At 66.7% G+C, this 16055-nt stretch carries 14 protein-coding genes; 7 read left to right on the top strand and 7 right to left on the bottom strand.

Annotated features, from left to right (window positions below):
- The first annotated feature begins 85 nt into the window (after positions 1-85).
- A complete protein-coding gene (locus KF688_18250) occupies positions 86-1198 on the top strand; it encodes a glycosyltransferase family 4 protein (protein MBX3427627.1) in 1113 nt (370 codons plus the stop codon).
- Positions 1199-1310: 112 nt separating this feature from the next.
- On the opposite strand, the gene KF688_18245 is transcribed toward KF688_18250, so the two are convergent.
- Positions 1311-1529 (bottom strand): hypothetical protein, encoded by a 219-nt coding sequence (locus tag KF688_18245; protein MBX3427626.1) that lies wholly within the window; start codon positions 1527-1529, stop codon positions 1311-1313.
- 593 nt (positions 1530-2122) lie between these two features.
- On the opposite strand from KF688_18245, the gene KF688_18240 reads away from it, so the two are divergent.
- The 3 genes from KF688_18240 to KF688_18230 all read left to right on the top strand — a co-directional run bounded on the left by KF688_18240 (position 2123) and on the right by KF688_18230 (position 5436).
- The gene (locus KF688_18240; GenBank protein MBX3427625.1) at positions 2123-3286 is read left to right on the top strand and encodes a Gfo/Idh/MocA family oxidoreductase; all 1164 of its coding nucleotides are present in this window, start codon (positions 2123-2125) and stop codon (positions 3284-3286) included.
- Positions 3287-3422: 136 nt separating this feature from the next.
- Complete coding sequence (locus KF688_18235) at positions 3423-4115, top strand: Uma2 family endonuclease (protein ID MBX3427624.1); 693 nt, start codon at positions 3423-3425, stop codon at positions 4113-4115.
- Between the two features lie 169 nt (positions 4116-4284).
- The gene (locus tag KF688_18230; protein MBX3427623.1) at positions 4285-5436 is read left to right on the top strand and encodes a Gfo/Idh/MocA family oxidoreductase; all 1152 of its coding nucleotides are present in this window, start codon (positions 4285-4287) and stop codon (positions 5434-5436) included.
- 69 nt (positions 5437-5505) lie between these two features.
- Here KF688_18230 and mutY read toward each other — a convergent pair whose 3' ends face one another.
- The 3 genes from mutY to KF688_18215 form a co-directional block, all read right to left on the bottom strand.
- A complete protein-coding gene (gene mutY / locus KF688_18225) occupies positions 5506-6648 on the bottom strand; it encodes an A/G-specific adenine glycosylase (GenBank protein ID MBX3427622.1) in 1143 nt (380 codons plus the stop codon).
- A gap of 100 nt (positions 6649-6748) precedes the next feature.
- The gene (gene vsr, locus KF688_18220) at positions 6749-7201 is read right to left on the bottom strand and encodes a DNA mismatch endonuclease Vsr (protein ID MBX3427621.1); all 453 of its coding nucleotides are present in this window, start codon (positions 7199-7201) and stop codon (positions 6749-6751) included.
- 90 nt (positions 7202-7291) lie between these two features.
- Positions 7292-8524, bottom strand: a complete 1233-nt coding sequence (locus tag KF688_18215) for a DNA cytosine methyltransferase (protein MBX3427620.1) — start codon at positions 8522-8524, stop codon at positions 7292-7294.
- A 389-nt stretch (positions 8525-8913) separates the two neighbouring features.
- Here KF688_18215 and KF688_18210 point away from each other — a divergent pair, with 389 nt between their 5' ends.
- Positions 8914-10971 (top strand): redoxin domain-containing protein, encoded by a 2058-nt coding sequence (locus KF688_18210; GenBank protein MBX3427619.1) that lies wholly within the window; start codon positions 8914-8916, stop codon positions 10969-10971.
- A gap of 483 nt (positions 10972-11454) precedes the next feature.
- Positions 11455-12402 carry a DUF1559 domain-containing protein gene (locus tag KF688_18205; GenBank protein ID MBX3427618.1) on the top strand — a complete coding sequence of 316 codons (948 nt, stop codon included), beginning with the start codon at positions 11455-11457 and terminating at the stop codon, positions 12400-12402.
- A 151-nt stretch (positions 12403-12553) separates the two neighbouring features.
- Here the strand turns inward: KF688_18205 and KF688_18200 are convergent, their stop codons facing one another.
- Both KF688_18200 and KF688_18195 read right to left on the bottom strand, forming a co-directional pair.
- The gene (locus KF688_18200) at positions 12554-13393 is read right to left on the bottom strand and encodes a metal-dependent hydrolase (GenBank protein MBX3427617.1); all 840 of its coding nucleotides are present in this window, start codon (positions 13391-13393) and stop codon (positions 12554-12556) included.
- Between the two features lie 109 nt (positions 13394-13502).
- Positions 13503-14240 (bottom strand): segregation/condensation protein A, encoded by a 738-nt coding sequence (locus KF688_18195; protein ID MBX3427616.1) that lies wholly within the window; start codon positions 14238-14240, stop codon positions 13503-13505.
- Between the two features lie 149 nt (positions 14241-14389).
- Here KF688_18195 and KF688_18190 point away from each other — a divergent pair, with 149 nt between their 5' ends.
- Positions 14390-14935, top strand: a complete 546-nt coding sequence (locus KF688_18190; protein ID MBX3427615.1) for an HIT domain-containing protein — start codon at positions 14390-14392, stop codon at positions 14933-14935.
- Positions 14936-14950: 15 nt separating this feature from the next.
- On the opposite strand, the gene miaA is transcribed toward KF688_18190, so the two are convergent.
- Positions 14951-15898 (bottom strand): tRNA (adenosine(37)-N6)-dimethylallyltransferase MiaA, encoded by a 948-nt coding sequence (miaA, locus tag KF688_18185; protein ID MBX3427614.1) that lies wholly within the window; start codon positions 15896-15898, stop codon positions 14951-14953.
- Positions 15899-16055 lie beyond the last annotated feature (157 nt).

The following is a 16055-nucleotide window of genomic DNA, read 5'->3' as shown; positions in this document are numbered from 1 at the left end:
GGTTTGAATTCTGCATTTCGGGGCAACCAGCTCAACAAGGAATGGTCGACTTGAATTTGCCATTGCGATTCGGAGTTAGCGTTTGATGGTCTCCCCCGTTCATGTGCTGCATGTGTGCGATCGCGAGGACGCGGCGGCCGGGGTCGGCGAGCTGGCTCGGCAACTTCCCGCGGCGCGGTGGAGGACGTCGCTCGTCCCGCTGGGGTGCGAGCCGGCGTGCGGCGTCGCGCTGCGGCGGCAGGGGGTCCCGACGACGTCGCTCGCGGGACGCAGCCATGTCGATCCCATCATGCTCGGGCGGCTTGCCCGATTGCTGCGACGGTCCGAGCCGCAGGCGATCCACGCCTGGGGGATCTCCGCGCTCATGGCGGCGACGCTCACGCGACCCCGCTCGCCGCTCGTGCCGCTGGCGACGTCGTGCGACATGCGCGATTCGCTGCCGCCCTGGGGAGCGACCTTGGTCAAGGCGGTACTGGGGCAGGTGCAACGGTGGTTTGCCGCGGACGAAGCGACGCGAAACTGGCTGGCAAGCTGCGGCGTCGAACGGACGGAGATCGCGATCGTCCCGACGCCCGTCGCGCCGCTGCAACAACCCGTCGGGGAGCGGGGCGAGCTGCTGGCGACGTGGCGATTTCCCGCGGAAGCGCGCGTCCTCGCGACCGCGGGAGACCTGCACCCGTGGGCTCGGTTCGACGATGCGATCTGGTGTTACGAGTTGGTGCGCGTGCTTCACCCCGCGGCGCGGCTGGTGATCGCCGGTACGGGTCCCGCCGCGGAACACCTGCGGCGCTACGCCGATCAGGTGAGCGAACCGGGGTGCGTCGTCGTCGACGAACGGCCCGAAGCCCTGGCTCAAGCGCTGGCCTCTGCGGAGGCGTACTGGCAGCTTGGCCCGGCGGCCGTAGCGCCCGCGGGGATGGTGCAGGCGATGCTCGCGGGATTGCCGATCGTCGCGTCCGCCGCCCCCCCCCACCGCGAGGCCCTGGGCCCCGACCAAACCGCGGCGAAGATCGTGAGGCTGGGAAATCGAGCCGAGGTCGCCCGAGCGACGGACGATTTGTTTCAGAGCGAAACACTGCGCGAGCAACTCGGCGACGAGGCCCGGCGACGGGCGGCCGAGACGTTCGACCCCGCGCGACTGGCGGATCAGTTCGCCGCAGGGTACGAGACGTTGGGCATGAGGCGTTGGGTTGATTAAGGGAGACAGGCAAGTGCGCAGAACGTCGCCTCTGGGGCGATCTCTTCGCTTTCGATTTGCGTGCCCGTCCCTTTGCTCAAAGCCTGAGAACCGACGGGGCCGGCGCATCCGCCTACGCCGAGTGTTCCAGCGCCGCGTGGCGCACGCGAGCCAAGCACGAGGCGGTGTCGATCGTCGGCGGCATCCAGGCGGGCTCGTGAGCGATGAGCAAATCGCGGTCGACGGTCCGTCGGCGACGTTCCGAGGGGCTCCAAGAATCGCGGATCACGGCGCACAGGCGGGCGATCTCCCGCGGCGTCGGCAAGTACTCGGGCCGCAGACGTCGTTGCATGGGCGTGGCAGCTCCTGTTGGCTGGCAGTAAAACCGGGGCCGAGCCGCGCGACGTGGTCAAGGCACTGAGGCGGGCATCGCGTCGCGACGAACTCGGCCCCGGCCGGCGGATCTCAGGATGTCCCCTCCGGGTGCGACGACGTTTTAGCTCCGCCGTATGGAGATCGTGTGAAGCCCGAGCAAATTCCGCGCGAAGTTCGGGCGGCGCCTGCCGGGTTCGAGCACCCGAAATGCTTCCCCCAGCGAACCGCGGAGAAACGCCGATTGACGCGGAAGCCGAACCTCCCCTTGAGGCTGTTGGCGTCGTTGGCGGTTCAAACTGAAGGACATTGCCGTTGCACGGAGGGCCCGGCGGGGTAGTGATGCCATTTGCCAAATTGATGGGTGGCTGGGGTCGAACGAAGTGAGCCCCCAGCGGATTCCCTGGGGGCTTCGCTGCGCTGCGACCCCAGCCACCCTTCCACGGCCGCAAATGGCATTACTACCCCCGGCGGCCCCGCTGCACGGGGCCGCGGGAACCGCTAAAATGGGCCGCTCTTGTCGTGCACGATGCCGCGATTGTCCCCCCGTAGCGATTCCGCCGGAGCCCCGCGATGCCTGCGAAAACGTTGAATGTCGCCCTGATCGGTTACAAGTTCATGGGCCGGGCCCACAGTCAGGCGTGGCGGACGGCGAGCCGGTTTTTCGATCTCGCCGCCCAACCGGTGATGAAGGTCGTTTGCGGTCGCGACGCCGCCGCGGTCGGCGAGTTCGCCGACCGGTGGGGTTGGGAGGACTCGGCGACCGACTGGCGCGAGGTCGTCGCCCGTCCCGACGTCGACGTCGTCGACATCTCGACCCCGGGGAGCACGCACTGCGAGATCGCCGTTGCGGCGGCGAAGGCGGGCAAGCACGTCTTCTGCGAAAAGCCGCTGACCTTCACCGTGGCCGAGGCTCGCGAGATGCTTGCCGCCGTGCGGGCCGCGGGGGTGAAGCACATGGTCAACTTCAATTACCGCAAGACGCCCGCGGTGTCGCTCGCCAAGCAGATGATCGCCGCGGGGGAGATTGGCGAGATTCGCCACGCGCGGTTCACCTACCTGCAGGACTGGCTCGTCGATCCCCAGTTTCCGATGAACTGGCGCCTGCGTGCCGATGCGGCCGGCAGCGGGGCCCACGGCGACCTGGGGGCCCACTCGATCGACCTCGCTCGCTACCTGGTCGGCGACATTGCCGAGGCGGTCGGCATGAAAAAGACCTTCGTCACCGAACGCCCCGCCGAGGGGACTTCCTCGGGCCTTACCGCAACGGCCGGCGAAGGGACCGAGCGGGTGACGGTGGACGACGCGTCGCTGTTTCTGGCCAAGTTCGCCGGCGGGGCGATCGGCAGCTTCGAGGCGACCCGCATGGCGCCGGGGCGGAAGAACTTCAACCGGTGGGAGATCAACGGCAGCAAGGGGACGCTTGCCTGGTGCTTCGAGGATCTCAACACGCTGGAGTATTACAGCACGAGCGACCCCGAGCACGCCCGCGGATTCAGACGAATCATCGCCACCGAGGGGTGCCATCCGTACGCCGGCGCTTGGTGGCCGCCGGGGCATATGATGGGTTACGACCACACGTTCGCCAACGCGGCGGCCGACTTGGTGCAAGCAATCGCCAACGACAAAAGCGCCAGTCCCTGCTTCCTCGCCGGGGCCAAATGCGTCGCGGTGCTCGAGGCGGTCGACAAGTCGATCGAAACCGGCGCATGGGCGAGCGTGGAGAGAATTGAATAGCGTGGCGAGCGGGGGAGCGTAAGCCCCCTGTTGTGTCGCTTAAACAGGATGCTTACGCCCCCCGCCGCTCGCTGCAATCGTGCCGAGTCGAATGAGATTGTGCTCCTGGATTCTCCTCATCGGTTATACTGCAATCATGGCTTCCGTCGATCTCGCCAACTTGCACGCCCCGCCGGTCATCGTCGTTCCCGCGACGAAAATGACGCTCGACGACTATCGGGCCTGGGTGTACTCCGACGATTTTCCCGAGAGAGGACGAGTCACGTTCGTCAACGGAAGAGTAATTATTGACATGAGCCCGGAGCGTTACGACTTGCATGTGGCGATCAAGGAGTCCCTGAATTCGACATTAGGACCGCTGGTACGGCAATTTGACCGGGGCCGGTATTATCCCGACGGCGGATTGATCACCAACGCGACGGCAGGCGTATCCAACGAACCCGACGCATTGTTTGCAACTTGGGAGACATTGGAGTCTGGAGCCCTTGCGCCTCCGGCGGGGAGCGTCAACGACGATCGCTACATGGAACTCGTCGGCGCCCCCGATTGGGTTTGCGAGATCGTCAGCGATTCGTCCGTCGAGAAAGACACAAAGCACCTTCGCGCAGCCTATCACAAGGCCGGTATTCGCGAATACTGGCTGATCGACGCCCGCGGCGAGGCGATCGACTTTCAATTGCTGGTGCGGGCCGACGGCGGTTATCAAGGGGCCCCGCTCGTCGACGGCTGGGCGTATTCGCCCGTGTTCGAGCGCGAGTTCCGTTTGACCCGCGAGCGGGATCGGCTGGGGCGGTGGAAGTACGACCTGCACCACCGGCCACGGGATTAAACGCCAGCCGCGTCGCTGCCAGCGACCTGAGGGAGGCCGCGGCTTTTTGCTTCTCTCAAGCGGACGACCGCCCCGCGGGCGCTCCTTGCAACTCGGCGCAGGCCACGGACAATTGGCTATTTCGTCGTCGTACTTTTTTGCCCCTATCCTCCGACTTCTTCCCCCGCTCATGCCCCTCATCCAAGCTGGCGTCATCGGCACTGGTTTCATCGGCCCCGCGCATGTCGAGGCGCTGCGCCGGCTGGGATGCGTCGAGGTTGCGGCGGTCGCCGAGCGGGGGCAAGACCTTGCCGAGCGCAAGGCGCACGAGTTGAACATCCCCAAGGCGTACGGCGATTACAAAGCGTTGCTCGCCGACCCCGCCATTCAGGTCGTTCACAACTGCACGCCCAACCACCTTCATTTCGAGGTCAATCGCGACATTCTCGCCGCGGGCAAGCATGTGGTGAGCGAGAAACCGCTGGCGATGAACAGCGACGAATCGCGCGAGCTGGTGCGGCTCGCCGAAGCGGCCGGCGTCGTGAACGCGATCGACTTCAATTACCGCTATATGCCGCTGGTGCAGCAGGCCCGGGCGATGTGCCAAACCACCGGCGAAGTGGGCCGGGTGCTGGCGATCCACGGCAGCTACCTGCAAGACTGGCTCCACCAGGAAACCGACTGGAACTGGCGGCTCGTGCCGGAGATGTCGGGCGACAGCCGCGCGATCGCCGATATCGGCAGCCACTGGTGCGATCTCGTGCAGTTCGTCACGGGGCTGAAGATCGTTCGCGTCATGGCCGATCTGGTGACGATTCACCCAGTGCGGAAACGGCCCAAGGTCGAGGTCGAGACATACGCGGGCAAGGTTCTCACGCCCGAGCAGTTGGAGGACGTGCCGATTCACACCGAGGATTACGCGTCGGTGCTGCTGGAGTTCGACTCGGGCGCCCACGGCGTGATGACGGTGAACCAATGCGCCGCGGGGCGGAAGAATCGGCTGTCGTTCGAGATCGACGGCGCCGAGTGCGCGCTGGCATGGGATCAGGAAACGCCCAACGAGCTATGGATCGGCCGCCGTAGCGGACCGAACCAGGTCATGCTCAAGGATCCGAGCCTGCTGCACGAAAGCGTCCGCGAGTACGCCCACTACCCGGGCGGACACAACGAGGCGTACCCCGACGGCCCCAAGAACCTGTTCCGCAACGTGTACGGGCACATCGCGGGGACGCGCCCCGGGGGAGACTTTGCGACGTTCGTCGACGGCCACAACGAGATCGCCATCTGCGACGCCATGCTCGCCAGCAGCCGCGAGCGGCGGTGGGTCGACGTGGCGTATTGAACTTCGCCGCCTTCGCCTCGCGCAGCAATCGGCGAGGATGTGGGATCGAGTACGCCGGCATGATCGAACTCAAACTCGGCGTTTCTTCTCCGGTCCCTCGGCGCCGCTGCGCGAGACCTTCTCGGCAACGAACGCCGCCAGCTTGCGGCCGGTGACGCTCAGCGGCAGATCGGCGAGTTCCGCCAGCGGCGTCCAGCGTACGGGGCGTTCCGCGGTCGAGCGCACCCGGCCCCCGGATCGAGTCGCTTCGTAGCATTCCAGCGTGATCCGATAGCGCGTCACGCCGTGCTTGAGCGTCTTCACCAGCGGCCCCGCCGCAACGGCGACGCCGGTCTGTTCGCGCACTTTTTTCGCCAACTCCTCGGCGACGAACAGCGGCCCCTCGGCGTCGATCGGAAACCGCGGGAAATCCCACAGGCCCTCCCACCGTTCGCCCGCAGGACATTGGCGCATGAGCACGCTGCCGTTGGAGCGAACGACGACCGCCGCCTCGCGGACGGCGGTGAACTCCAATCTGCGCGTCGCCGCGGGAATTTGATCCTGCAAACTCAGGCGGTTCGCCGCGCAGTACGTCGCGACGGGGCACGCGCGGCACTTCGGCGCCTGGGGCGTGCAGACGAGCGAGCCCAGTTCCATCATCGCTTGATTGAACCGGGCGACGTCGCTGTCGGGAAGCAGATCCTCGGCGACGCGCCACAGCAGCTTCTGCCCCGCGGTGCGCAAGGGGTCCTCGCGATAGCCGACGAGCCGGCTTAATACACGGATCGTGTTCGCCTCGACGATCGGGGCCTTGGCGTCAAACGCGATCGACGCGACGGCTCCGGCCGTGTAGCGCCCCACGCCGGGCAGCGTCATCAGCGTCGGCACGTCGCGGGGAAACGCCGCGTCGAATTCGGCGACGATCTTCTTCGCCGCGGCCAACAGCCCCCGGGCCCGGCGATAGTACCCCAGCCCCTCCCACATCCGCAGCACCTGTTGTTCGTCCGCCGCGGCCAGGTCCTGAACCTGCGGAAACGCGGCGATGAACCGTTCGAAGTACGGCTTCACCGCCGCGACGGTCGTCTGCTGCAGCATCACCTCGCTGAGCCACACGCGATACGGATCGCGCGAGCGCCGCCACGGCAAATCGCGAGCGTGCTCTGCGAACCATGCCAGCAGCTTTTTGCGAAACGCGGTTCGCTGGCGAGCGGAAAGGGAGAGCGGGTCGTTCATGCGGCAAACAACGTCATCTCACGCAACTGTGCGGAGATCGCGGAGGAAGGGCGGAGGCGTGTGCCTGAGTGATTCGTCGTGCTCGTCGTGCCGTCGCGTTTCAGCGTGAACTGCGTTTCCTCTGCAGTCTCGGCGCCTCGGGCTGAGACAAGAACCGTTCCAAGCGACGGACCAGCGCAGCGGACTTGGAGGCCTTCGTTTGACATTCCCAAACGACCAACACGCTCCAGCCGGCGCGGCGGAGGCGGCGGAGGTTGGCGGCGTCGCGAGCCGTGTTCTTGGCGAATTTGGCTTGCCAATACTCGACGCGCGTCGCGGGGGTCGATTGCCCGTTCGGGCAGCGGTGGCGATGCCAAAAGCAGCCGTGGACGAAAATCGCCTTCTTGTGCCGCGGCAGCACCAAGTCCGGCGAGCCCGGCAGGTCGCGACCGTGAAGGCGGTAACGATACCCCAACCCGTGAACGATCCGCCGCACGACGAGTTCCGGGGTCGTGTCGGCCGACTTCACGGAGCGCATCACGCGACTCCGCACAGCGGGAGTAAAGACGTCCATGGGGAAGGGGAGAGGCGAGAGGGAAGTTTCGAGGAGAAGCGAATAATCCGCAATCAATCCTCCGGACAACGGACCAAGCGTCACGGACCGCTAACAACTCCCCCCGACTGCGACGACGGTTGGTCGCCGGCTGACGGGCGGTTGTGCGGCGCGCTCGACCGCTCCATCCCAAACCGGGGTGAGCATGTGCTCGTCGATCCAGCGGATCGCCGGAACGCAAACCGCGTCGCCGAAGCCGAACAGCGCCTGGATCGTGTTGCCGGGCAGGGTGTAGTCGGGCGCCCCTTGCAGGCGGGCGTATTCGCGGGGAGTCATCCAGCGGAGCCGCAATTGACCGCGCCCCGCAGCCAGCACGATTTGCTTGGCGCTGCCGCCGCGGGGAGTGCGCAGGCAACCCGCGACTCCGTCGAAGCGGACCTCCATCCGCTGCTGTCCCTCGCGCACCCGCCGAAACGCCGTGAGCAGCGTCACCCGCCGCGGATCATCCACCAGCGACTCGACCTCTCGGGCATGCCGAGGCGACATCATCGCGACATGCCGATCGGTCTCGACGGCGTCCCACCAAGGCTGGGCGTCGTCGGCGTCGAGAAAGTCGGCCAGCTCGTACTGTCGCTGGGGAGGGCATCCGGCGTCGACGGTCGCCCACCCGGTCGGCAGTTCGGTCCGCTGGATCGCCCGCAACAGGTTTACGGGCCGCATCTTGCCGCTGCGGCGCACGGCCTGCTGCCAAGCGTCGTCGACGGCGAACCATTCGGGGCTCTCGCGGCGAATCGCCAGCGGCGGGCCAAGGATCGATTCGTGGTAGCCGACGACGAACATGCGCGGCCGGCTCTGCGGGACGAACCAACGTGCGTCGACCAGGAACGCGTCGAGCCAGTATCCTAAGTCGGCGAGTTCGTGAACCGCAACGGCGAAATCCTCGCCCCCATGCGAAGTGAGAAACCCCGGCACGTTTTCCAGGAGGACCATTCGGGGGCGTTCCTCGGCCAAGGCTTCGAGCACTTGGAGAAACCCGAACAGGGCGCCGCTTTGCGCGCCGGCCAGCCCGCGGCGCTTGCCGGCCAGCGACATATCGGTGCAGGGGAACGACGCGGTCGCCAACGCCGGCGGCACGGCGATTCGCTCGAGGACCTCCGCGGTGTTCCAGATGTCTCCTTCGTGAAACAGGTCGCTGGCGCCGTAGTGGCCGCGGTGCATGTCGTGCTTCTTGGGATCAATGTCGCCGGCGTACACGCACCGCCACCCGCCGGGGCGCAGGCCCTCGTGAACCAATCCGATGCCGGCGAAGAACTCGCAGACGGTTTTTTCCGGCAAAGCAAGCATTGTTCGAACCAATCCAGAAACAAACCGCGGGGCGCAACGCATCGATTATAGAGCCTCTCGCCCCGCTGGCGAGCGGGGGGAAGTTCGGGTAGCCATGCCGTTTGCGCCCTTGAAAGGGCGCCTGGAGTCGCAGCGCAGCGGAGCCCCTGGGGGCTCGCTTCGTTCGACCCCAGCCACCCATCAATTGGGCGATTGGTACCACGATCGAAGTTCGCGCTCAGGCGTGAACGACCGGCGCCGGAGCGAACGCAAAATGCCGGGAATTCGTACGCAATCGCTCAGGCACTCGCCTGCTGCCGCGTTTGCCCCGGGGCGCTGGCTTGCGGTAGGATGCAATCCTCGTCGGGCCCATCGATTGAACCTGTGCGGAGCGTGACGCGATGCGACGGATGCGAAGTTCCTTGCGGTGTGGATTGTTGTCGCTGGCGGTCGGCGCGAGCATCGTATTCGTCGTGACGAGCGGCCGAGGGGCTGACGCGACGGTCGCGCTCGAACAGCGAATCGCCGACTTCACGCTGCACGACCACCTGGGCGCCAAGCGGTCGCTCGCCGATTGGCATGACAAGCCGGTCGTGGTCGTCGTGTTTCTGGGGACTGAGTGCCCGCTGGCGAAGCTCTACGGGGCCCGGCTCGCCGAATTCGACGTCGCCTACCGCGACCAAGGGGTGCAAATCGTCGGCGTCAACGCCAATCAGCAGGACTCGCTTCAGGAGATCGCCGTCTATGCGAACAAGCACGGCATCAAGTTCCCCGTGCTCAAGGATCCGGGCGGAAAGATCGCCGCCCAGTTCGGCGCCACGCGCACTCCCGAGGCGTTCGTGCTCGACGCCGACCGGGTGGTTCGCTATCGGGGCCGCATCGACGACCAGTACGGCGTCGGCTCCGCGCGGCTCAAGGCGACCACTGAGCATCTCCGCTCGGCGATCGATGCGTTGATGACCGGCGCGCCGATCGACTTGCCGCGCACCGATGCCGTGGGCTGCCTGATCAGCCCGCCGCGCGAGGCGGTCGCGACCGGCGCCGTGACGTACGCCGAGCACGTGGCGCCGATCCTTAACGAGCACTGCGTGAAGTGCCACCGCCCGGGCGAAATCGCCCCGTTCGCGCTGACCAACTACGACGACGCGGCGGCGTGGGCCGAGACGGCGCTCGAGACGATCGATCAGAGCCGCATGCCCCCCTGGCACGCCAACCCGGCGTACGGCAAATTCCATAACGACGCCCGCATGGCGGACGAACAGAAGGAGTTGTTCCGACAGTGGGTCGAGGCGGGAACCCCCAGCGGCGATCTGGCGAAGGCGCCGCCGCTGCCGGAATTCACCGACGGCTGGCAAATGGGCCAGCCCGACGCGATCTACAAGATGCCCGAACCGTTCGAAGTGCCGGCCCAGGGAACGGTCGAGTACAAGTACTTCGTCGTCGATCCGGGGTTCGCCGAGGACGTCTGGATTCGCGGGGCCGAGGCGCGTCCCGGCAATCGCGAGGTCGTGCACCACATCATCATGTTCTCGCTGCCGCCGGAGCGCAAGGGAAAGTGGCGCGGCGAGGATGCGCTGTTCCGCGCGGTCGCGGCGTTCGCCCCGGGGATGCCGCCGATCGTCGGCCCGCCGACGCAAGCGGTCCGCGTTCCCGCGGGGTCGAAGTTCGTGTTCCAGGTTCACTACACCCCCAACGGCTCGCCGCAGACCGACGTCAGCGAGGCAGGGGTGTTCTTTGCCGATCCGAAGGAGGTCGTGCGCGAGGTGACGACCGCCGCGGCGATCAACCCCAAGTTCCTCATCCCGCCGGGCGACCCGGACTACGTCGTCAAGGCGAAGTACGAGGCGCCGCGCGACTTGCTGGTGTATTGCCTGACCCCGCACATGCACTACCGCGGGAAGAGTTTCCGTGTGACGGCGCGGTATCCCGACGGTCGGAACGAAATCTTGCTCGACGTGCCGCGCTACGACTTCAATTGGCAGAACGTCTACATGTTCGAGACGCCGCCGCGATTGCCGCAGGGGACCGTGGTCGACATGGAGGGGCATTTCGACAACTCGGCCGAGAACCCGCTCAATCCCGATCCGACGGCGGTCGTCTACTGGGGCGACCAGACGTGGGAGGAGATGATGCTGGGGACGATGAACGTCGCCGCAGCCGATCAGGATCTCCGGTTAAGTCCGCCGAAGATCGAACCGCAGCCCGACGGCAAAAGTCGCGTGACGTTCCGCTATCGCCCGACGGAACCCGCGGAGAAGGTGTACTTGGCGGGGTTCTTCAACGACTGGCAACCTGCCGGGCAAGCGATGGAAGGCCCCGACGCCGACGGGTACTACTCGCTGGCGCTCACGCTGCCCCCCGGTCGGCATGAGTACAAGTTCGTCCTCGACGGCACGCACTGGAAGAACGACCCCAGTTGCGCCGGGCGCTCGGGGGATTACGGCAACAGCTTCGTCGTCGTGAAGTGACGCTCGCACCCGCGGATTAGCTCACGCTCGTCGAGGGGATCCGCACGTTCGCATCCGTCCGGCGAACGCGGGAGCGGCAGGCTCCGCCGAAGGGGGGGCTCGAGCGTCGCGCTCTGGGCAGAGCCTCGCCCTCCCGTTGCTGGAACAAGCCTTTGCCGACGAGCGGCGAATTGCGCACCGGCCGACGACGCGATGCGCCGTAGTGTGCCCGATCGCACGGTTGCGACGCGAATTTCGCCTTGCCGCCCACGGAACGCTTGGCGTAGGTTGGGGCGAGGTCGTCGACAGCGACGATGGCCCCTTTCCCACCTGGATTGACCCCGCCTCGATTGTCTTGCGCCCTCGCGCGATTCTGCTGCGCGAAAGGCCCGACCGGCCGGACGAACTGATCCGGTAACATAGTGTTCGCGTTGTGCGCGGCGCTGTTCGTCGAGTCGTTCGGCGAGCTTTGCGCGCCGCTGATTCACCCCCGAGGGTTTCGTTATGGTTCGCGTCAAACAAGCGGCGACGTCTCGTGGTTTCACTCTGGTAGAATTGCTGGTGGTGATCGCCATTATCGGCGTGCTGGTGGGGCTGTTGTTGCCGGCCATTCAGGCCGCGCGCGAGGCGGCCCGCCGCAACAGTTGCTCGAACAATCTCAAGCAGATGGGCCTTGCGGTCCAGACTCACCACGACGTCAAGAAGACGTACCCCACGGGCCGCAATCGCACCGACCAGCAAGCTGTGTCGTGGTCGTTCCTGCTGCTGCCGTTCATGGAGGCGGACAGCGTGTTCCGCTCCTTCGTTCCGACTCAGCGGGTCGACGAGATGGTCAACGCCCCGGCGATGCGGAATCCGATCGAGACCTTCGCCTGCCCCAGTCGGCGCGTCGCCGCGGCCGATCGCGACTTCGACAACAACGACGCTCCCCCCGCAGCCGACAAGCGGGGCGTGGCCGCCTTGGGCGACTACGCCGTCTGCGCCGGCACGAACTACATGATGGGGATGCTCAACTCGACCTCGGGGCGTGACGACGGGGTTCAGTTCGACACTCGGCCCGAGCCCGCCAGTTCCGGGGCCATCTACAGTTTCTCGAAGATTTCCGCCCGCGAGGTGACCGACGGCCTGTCAAACACGATCGTCATCGGCGACAAGAACAAGCCGTCGCAGTTGGAGCTGTCCAACCCTGAGCAGCTTCACTACGAGCAAGGGGACACCGCGTTCCTCGCCGGCGACACCCCCCACACGATCTTCGCCGAGACGCGCCACGGACTGGCGGGCAGTTCGGCCGACGACGATCGCGTGAAGTTCGGCAGCGAGCATCCGGGGATCGTGCAGTTCGTGTTTCTGGACGGCCACGTCAAGACGCTTCAGACGAGCATCGAAGCCACCGTGCTGAACATGCTCGGCGCCATCGGAGACGACGGGCTCATCCCGGGCGATGCGCTGTAGGTCCGCCCCGACTCTCGGTTGCGAAGAGCACGAACGTCGGAACAAGCGAAGAGGCCGTCGCGGATGTGCGCCCCCGCGACGCGTCAGCGTCCTGTTCCCGTCGTGCTCTTCGCGCCGTGGCGGACCCCGCCGCGGGTTTCAGCGCCGCGGGTTACAGCCACAGCAGAAGCCGCCCGTCGAGCATGTCGGGGAGCTTCTTTTCGACGAGCTTCCGCACCCGCGACGCGTGATAGCGCGTGCTGAGATGCGAGGCGATCACCAGCTCGTTGCGAAATCGGTCGCGGCGCTCGACGAAGTCGTCGAGGTGCATGTGCCCGAATTTGTGAATCTTCTCGCGGCGGTGGTCCGGGGCGACGAACGTCATCTCGCACACGAGGATCTTCGCCTCGAACATCGCCGGGCAGCCGTCGAGCCCCCCCGGCGCCGTGTCGCCGGCGTACGCCACCAGCGGATGTCGCATCTCGTGCGTCACGTCGGTCCCGGCGAGTCGCAGGTCGCGAATCTGCTCGCCGGATAATTCGGCGTACTCGGGCTTGAGCTTCTTCCGCCGATCCCACACGACGTATCCCAGCGCGGGAACGCTGTGCTGCATCGGGGCGACCGTGACCGCCAGCTCGCGCGACAGCTCGATTTCCTGGCCCGGCTCGGCGACGCGCAATTCGCACGGCATACGGCCCCGATCAAGCCGCGTGAACTGCCGCAGGATCTCGCGGACCGGCTCCAGCGCGGCGCCGGGGAGGTAGATCACCGGGGGCTCCATCTTCATCATCCGCCGCCGCGACACGTAGAGCGGCAACGCCGCGACGTGGTCGAGATGGCCGTGCGAGACGAACCACGTCTCGGTCCCCATGAACGACCACGGCTGCCCCCCCAGGTCGAAGCCGATCGACAGTTCAGGAAACCGCCAATAGCTCTGCACGGCGGCGCGCGAGTAGCCCTCGATCGTCAGATCGCCGTGCTGGTGAGTGATGACGGGGGCGTTTTCAATCATGATGCAATCGTCGGGGGAGCGGAGCCCTTAGTCTACGAGCCCGAGCGACGATGCAACAGGACGCCGCCGCGATCGCACCGCCTCCGCGCTCCGCGGCGAGCCCGCCGTCTCAAGCGGCCGCCGCGGCGGCCAGGGGGGCGAGAACCCAGATCTCGCCGAACAGGTCGTCCTGCTCGACGCGCACCCCGCGGCGGCGAATCAGTTCCAAGACTGCCAGGAACGTCCCCACCAAATACGACCGATCGTGTTCCGCGTCGAACAGCTCGGTGAACGCCAGCCGCGGCTCCTGCTCCAGCCGGGCGAAGATGCGGTCCATGTGCGCTTCAATCGGGGTGTCGTCGTAGCGAATCTTCGTCGCTTTGGCGGGCGACTTGTCGCGCATCACCCGGGCGAAGGCGCTGACCAGGTCCCACAGCTCGATCTCGACCAGCGGCTGGTCGGCGGCCGGGCGAGGGTCCTCGTCGAGGTCGTTCACGCGGCGGCTATAGCGCTGCCGCCACTGTCGGGCCCGCTCGTCGAGCGCGTCGGCCGCCTCTTTGAACCGGCGATATTCGAGCAGCCGCTTCACCAGGTCTTGTCGCGGGTCCTCAACCAGTTGCTCCTCGGCCGCTTCGTCCTGCCGGGGAAGCATCATCCGCGACTTCAGTTCCATGAGCCGGGTGGCCATGTCGAGGAAGTCCCCCACCGCGTCGACGTCGACCTGCTCGACGACGGCGAGGATCTCGAGAAACTGGTCGGCCACGACGGCGATCGGGACGTCGAGCACGTCGAGTTCGTTGCGCCGCACGAGATAGAGCAACAGATCAAGCGGCCCGGCGTAGGCGTCGAGTTGAACGCGAAATCGCATGGCGAAAGGCCGGTGCTAGCAAACCGTTCGGGCGCAGAGGGGGCGGGATTATGGCGTTCCGTCCCGGCCCCGGCCAGAGGAACCTTGCCCCCCGGCGCCAGCACGCCTACACTCGCCGCTCGGCACGCAAAGACTCGGGGGAATTCGCCGTGGATCTGGAACGACTGTGGGCGCCGTGGCGACTGGGCTACATCGTCGGGGACGCCGCCCCGCCGCCGCCGCTGGAACCGACCTCGTGGCGCACCGGGGCGAAGCGCGATTGCTTCGTCTGCCGAGCCGCGGCGAGCTTCGCCGACCCAGCCGGTGCGGACCACCGGCACTTGGTCGTCGCGCGACGCGACGACGCGCTCGCACTGCTCAATCTCTACCCGTACAACAACGGGCACCTGCTCGTCTGCCCGCCGCGGCACGTCGCCGAGTTGGCCGACCTGACCCCCGCCGAGCGTTTGGCGGCGATGGACCTGCTGACCGAGTACGTCGGTCGCTACCGCGAGTTGCTCAAGGCCGAGGGGTTCAACATCGGCCTGAACCTGGGCCGCATCGCGGGGGCGGGCGTTCCGGGGCACCTCCACTGGCACCTCGTTCCCCGCTGGTCGGGCGACAGCAACTTCATGGGCGTCACCGCCGCCACCCGCGTCATCCCGCAGTCGCTGGAAGAGTTGTGGCAGGCGCTGGCGGCGGACGAACAGGCGTGAGCGCCGCGACGTCGGCTAGATTGCCTCGCAACCCGCGGCAATGATTTCAGCGGCGAGGGCTTGTTCGTCCGGTTCGCCGGCGATCTCGATGAAGCGGCATTCGCTGAGGCTGCGGAACCAAGTCCCTTGTCGTTTGGCGAACTGGCGGGTGCGGGTCTTGATCTTCGCAACCATCGTGGGGTAATCCCACTCGCCCCGCAGATGGGCGATCACCTCGCGATAGCCGACCGCCTGACTTGCGGTGCGGCCCAACTGACGACCGTCGGCGGTCAGGCGGCTGACCTCGTCGACCAACCCGCGGGCGAGCATCTCCTCGACCCGCGCGTTGATTCGCTCATGCTGTTCTTCCCGGGAACGCTGCAGCACGAACACCCGGCGGCGCGCGGCGGGGGCGCCGTCGTCGAACTCCATCTGCTGATGGCTGATCGGCTGACCCGTGGCGCGGAACACCTCGAGCGCCCGGATCAACCGCCGCGTGTCGTTGGGGTGAATCGCCGAAGCGGCCACCGGGTCGACCTCTTGCAAATGACGATGCAGCGCCGCGGCGCCGACGCGGGCGACCTCCGCCTCGACTTCGCGACGAAGCTGCCAGTTGGCCGGCGGCCCCTCGAACAGGCCCCGCAACAGCGCCTTGAGGTACAGCGGCGTCCCCCCCACGAACAGCGGCTGCCGGCCTCGTGCGCGGATCGACGCGACCGCCTCGCGCGCTCGGTCGAGGTACTGGGCGACGCTGAACTCGTCCTGGGGGTCGACGACGTCGATCAGGTGGTGCGGCACGACGGCCTGCTGCTCGAGGGTCGGCTTGGCCGTGCCGACGTCCATGCCGCGGTACAACGCCATCGAGTCGAGCGAGACGATTTCGGCGTCGAGGGCCCGAGCCAGGGCGAGCGCAATCCTCGTCTTGCCGGTCGCAGTCGCGCCGGTCAGGTACCAGCAATCGGTGAAGGGGTTGTCAGCGGTCACGCGTGTTCGCCGTGCCTCTCCAGGAGTGATGCAATTCTGCGCTGAGGGAGGAGGGGGACTGGGGTCGTCGCGCAGCGGAGCCCCCAGGAAACCTGCTCGGGAAGCGCTCTTTGTTCGCCCCCAGCCGCCCGCGACTGGGGCAAACGGTCTCGTTCCC

The sequence above is a fragment of the Pirellulales bacterium genome, assembly GCA_019636345.1.
GTDB lineage: Bacteria > Planctomycetota > Planctomycetia > Pirellulales > Lacipirellulaceae.
Note: the sequence above shows the minus strand (reverse complement) of the source record. Positions and strands in the feature narration are given on the sequence as shown.

Excerpts from the sequence above, each read along its gene's own strand:
- KF688_18250 (MBX3427627.1), top strand. The coding sequence starts at position 86 with ATGGTCTCCCCCGTTCATGTGCTGCATGTGTGCGATCGCGAGGACGCG.
- KF688_18245 (MBX3427626.1), bottom strand. The coding sequence starts at position 1,529 with ATGCAACGACGTCTGCGGCCCGAGTACTTGCCGACGCCGCGGGAGATC.
- KF688_18240 (MBX3427625.1), top strand. The coding sequence starts at position 2,123 with ATGCCTGCGAAAACGTTGAATGTCGCCCTGATCGGTTACAAGTTCATG.
- KF688_18235 (MBX3427624.1), top strand. The coding sequence starts at position 3,423 with ATGGCTTCCGTCGATCTCGCCAACTTGCACGCCCCGCCGGTCATCGTC.
- KF688_18230 (MBX3427623.1), top strand. The coding sequence starts at position 4,285 with ATGCCCCTCATCCAAGCTGGCGTCATCGGCACTGGTTTCATCGGCCCC.
- mutY (MBX3427622.1), bottom strand. The coding sequence starts at position 6,648 with ATGAACGACCCGCTCTCCCTTTCCGCTCGCCAGCGAACCGCGTTTCGC.
- vsr (MBX3427621.1), bottom strand. The coding sequence starts at position 7,201 with ATGGACGTCTTTACTCCCGCTGTGCGGAGTCGCGTGATGCGCTCCGTG.
- KF688_18215 (MBX3427620.1), bottom strand. The coding sequence starts at position 8,524 with ATGCTTGCTTTGCCGGAAAAAACCGTCTGCGAGTTCTTCGCCGGCATC.
- KF688_18210 (MBX3427619.1), top strand. The coding sequence starts at position 8,914 with ATGCGAAGTTCCTTGCGGTGTGGATTGTTGTCGCTGGCGGTCGGCGCG.
- KF688_18205 (MBX3427618.1), top strand. The coding sequence starts at position 11,455 with ATGGTTCGCGTCAAACAAGCGGCGACGTCTCGTGGTTTCACTCTGGTA.
- KF688_18200 (MBX3427617.1), bottom strand. The coding sequence starts at position 13,393 with ATGATTGAAAACGCCCCCGTCATCACTCACCAGCACGGCGATCTGACG.
- KF688_18195 (MBX3427616.1), bottom strand. The coding sequence starts at position 14,240 with ATGCGATTTCGCGTTCAACTCGACGCCTACGCCGGGCCGCTTGATCTG.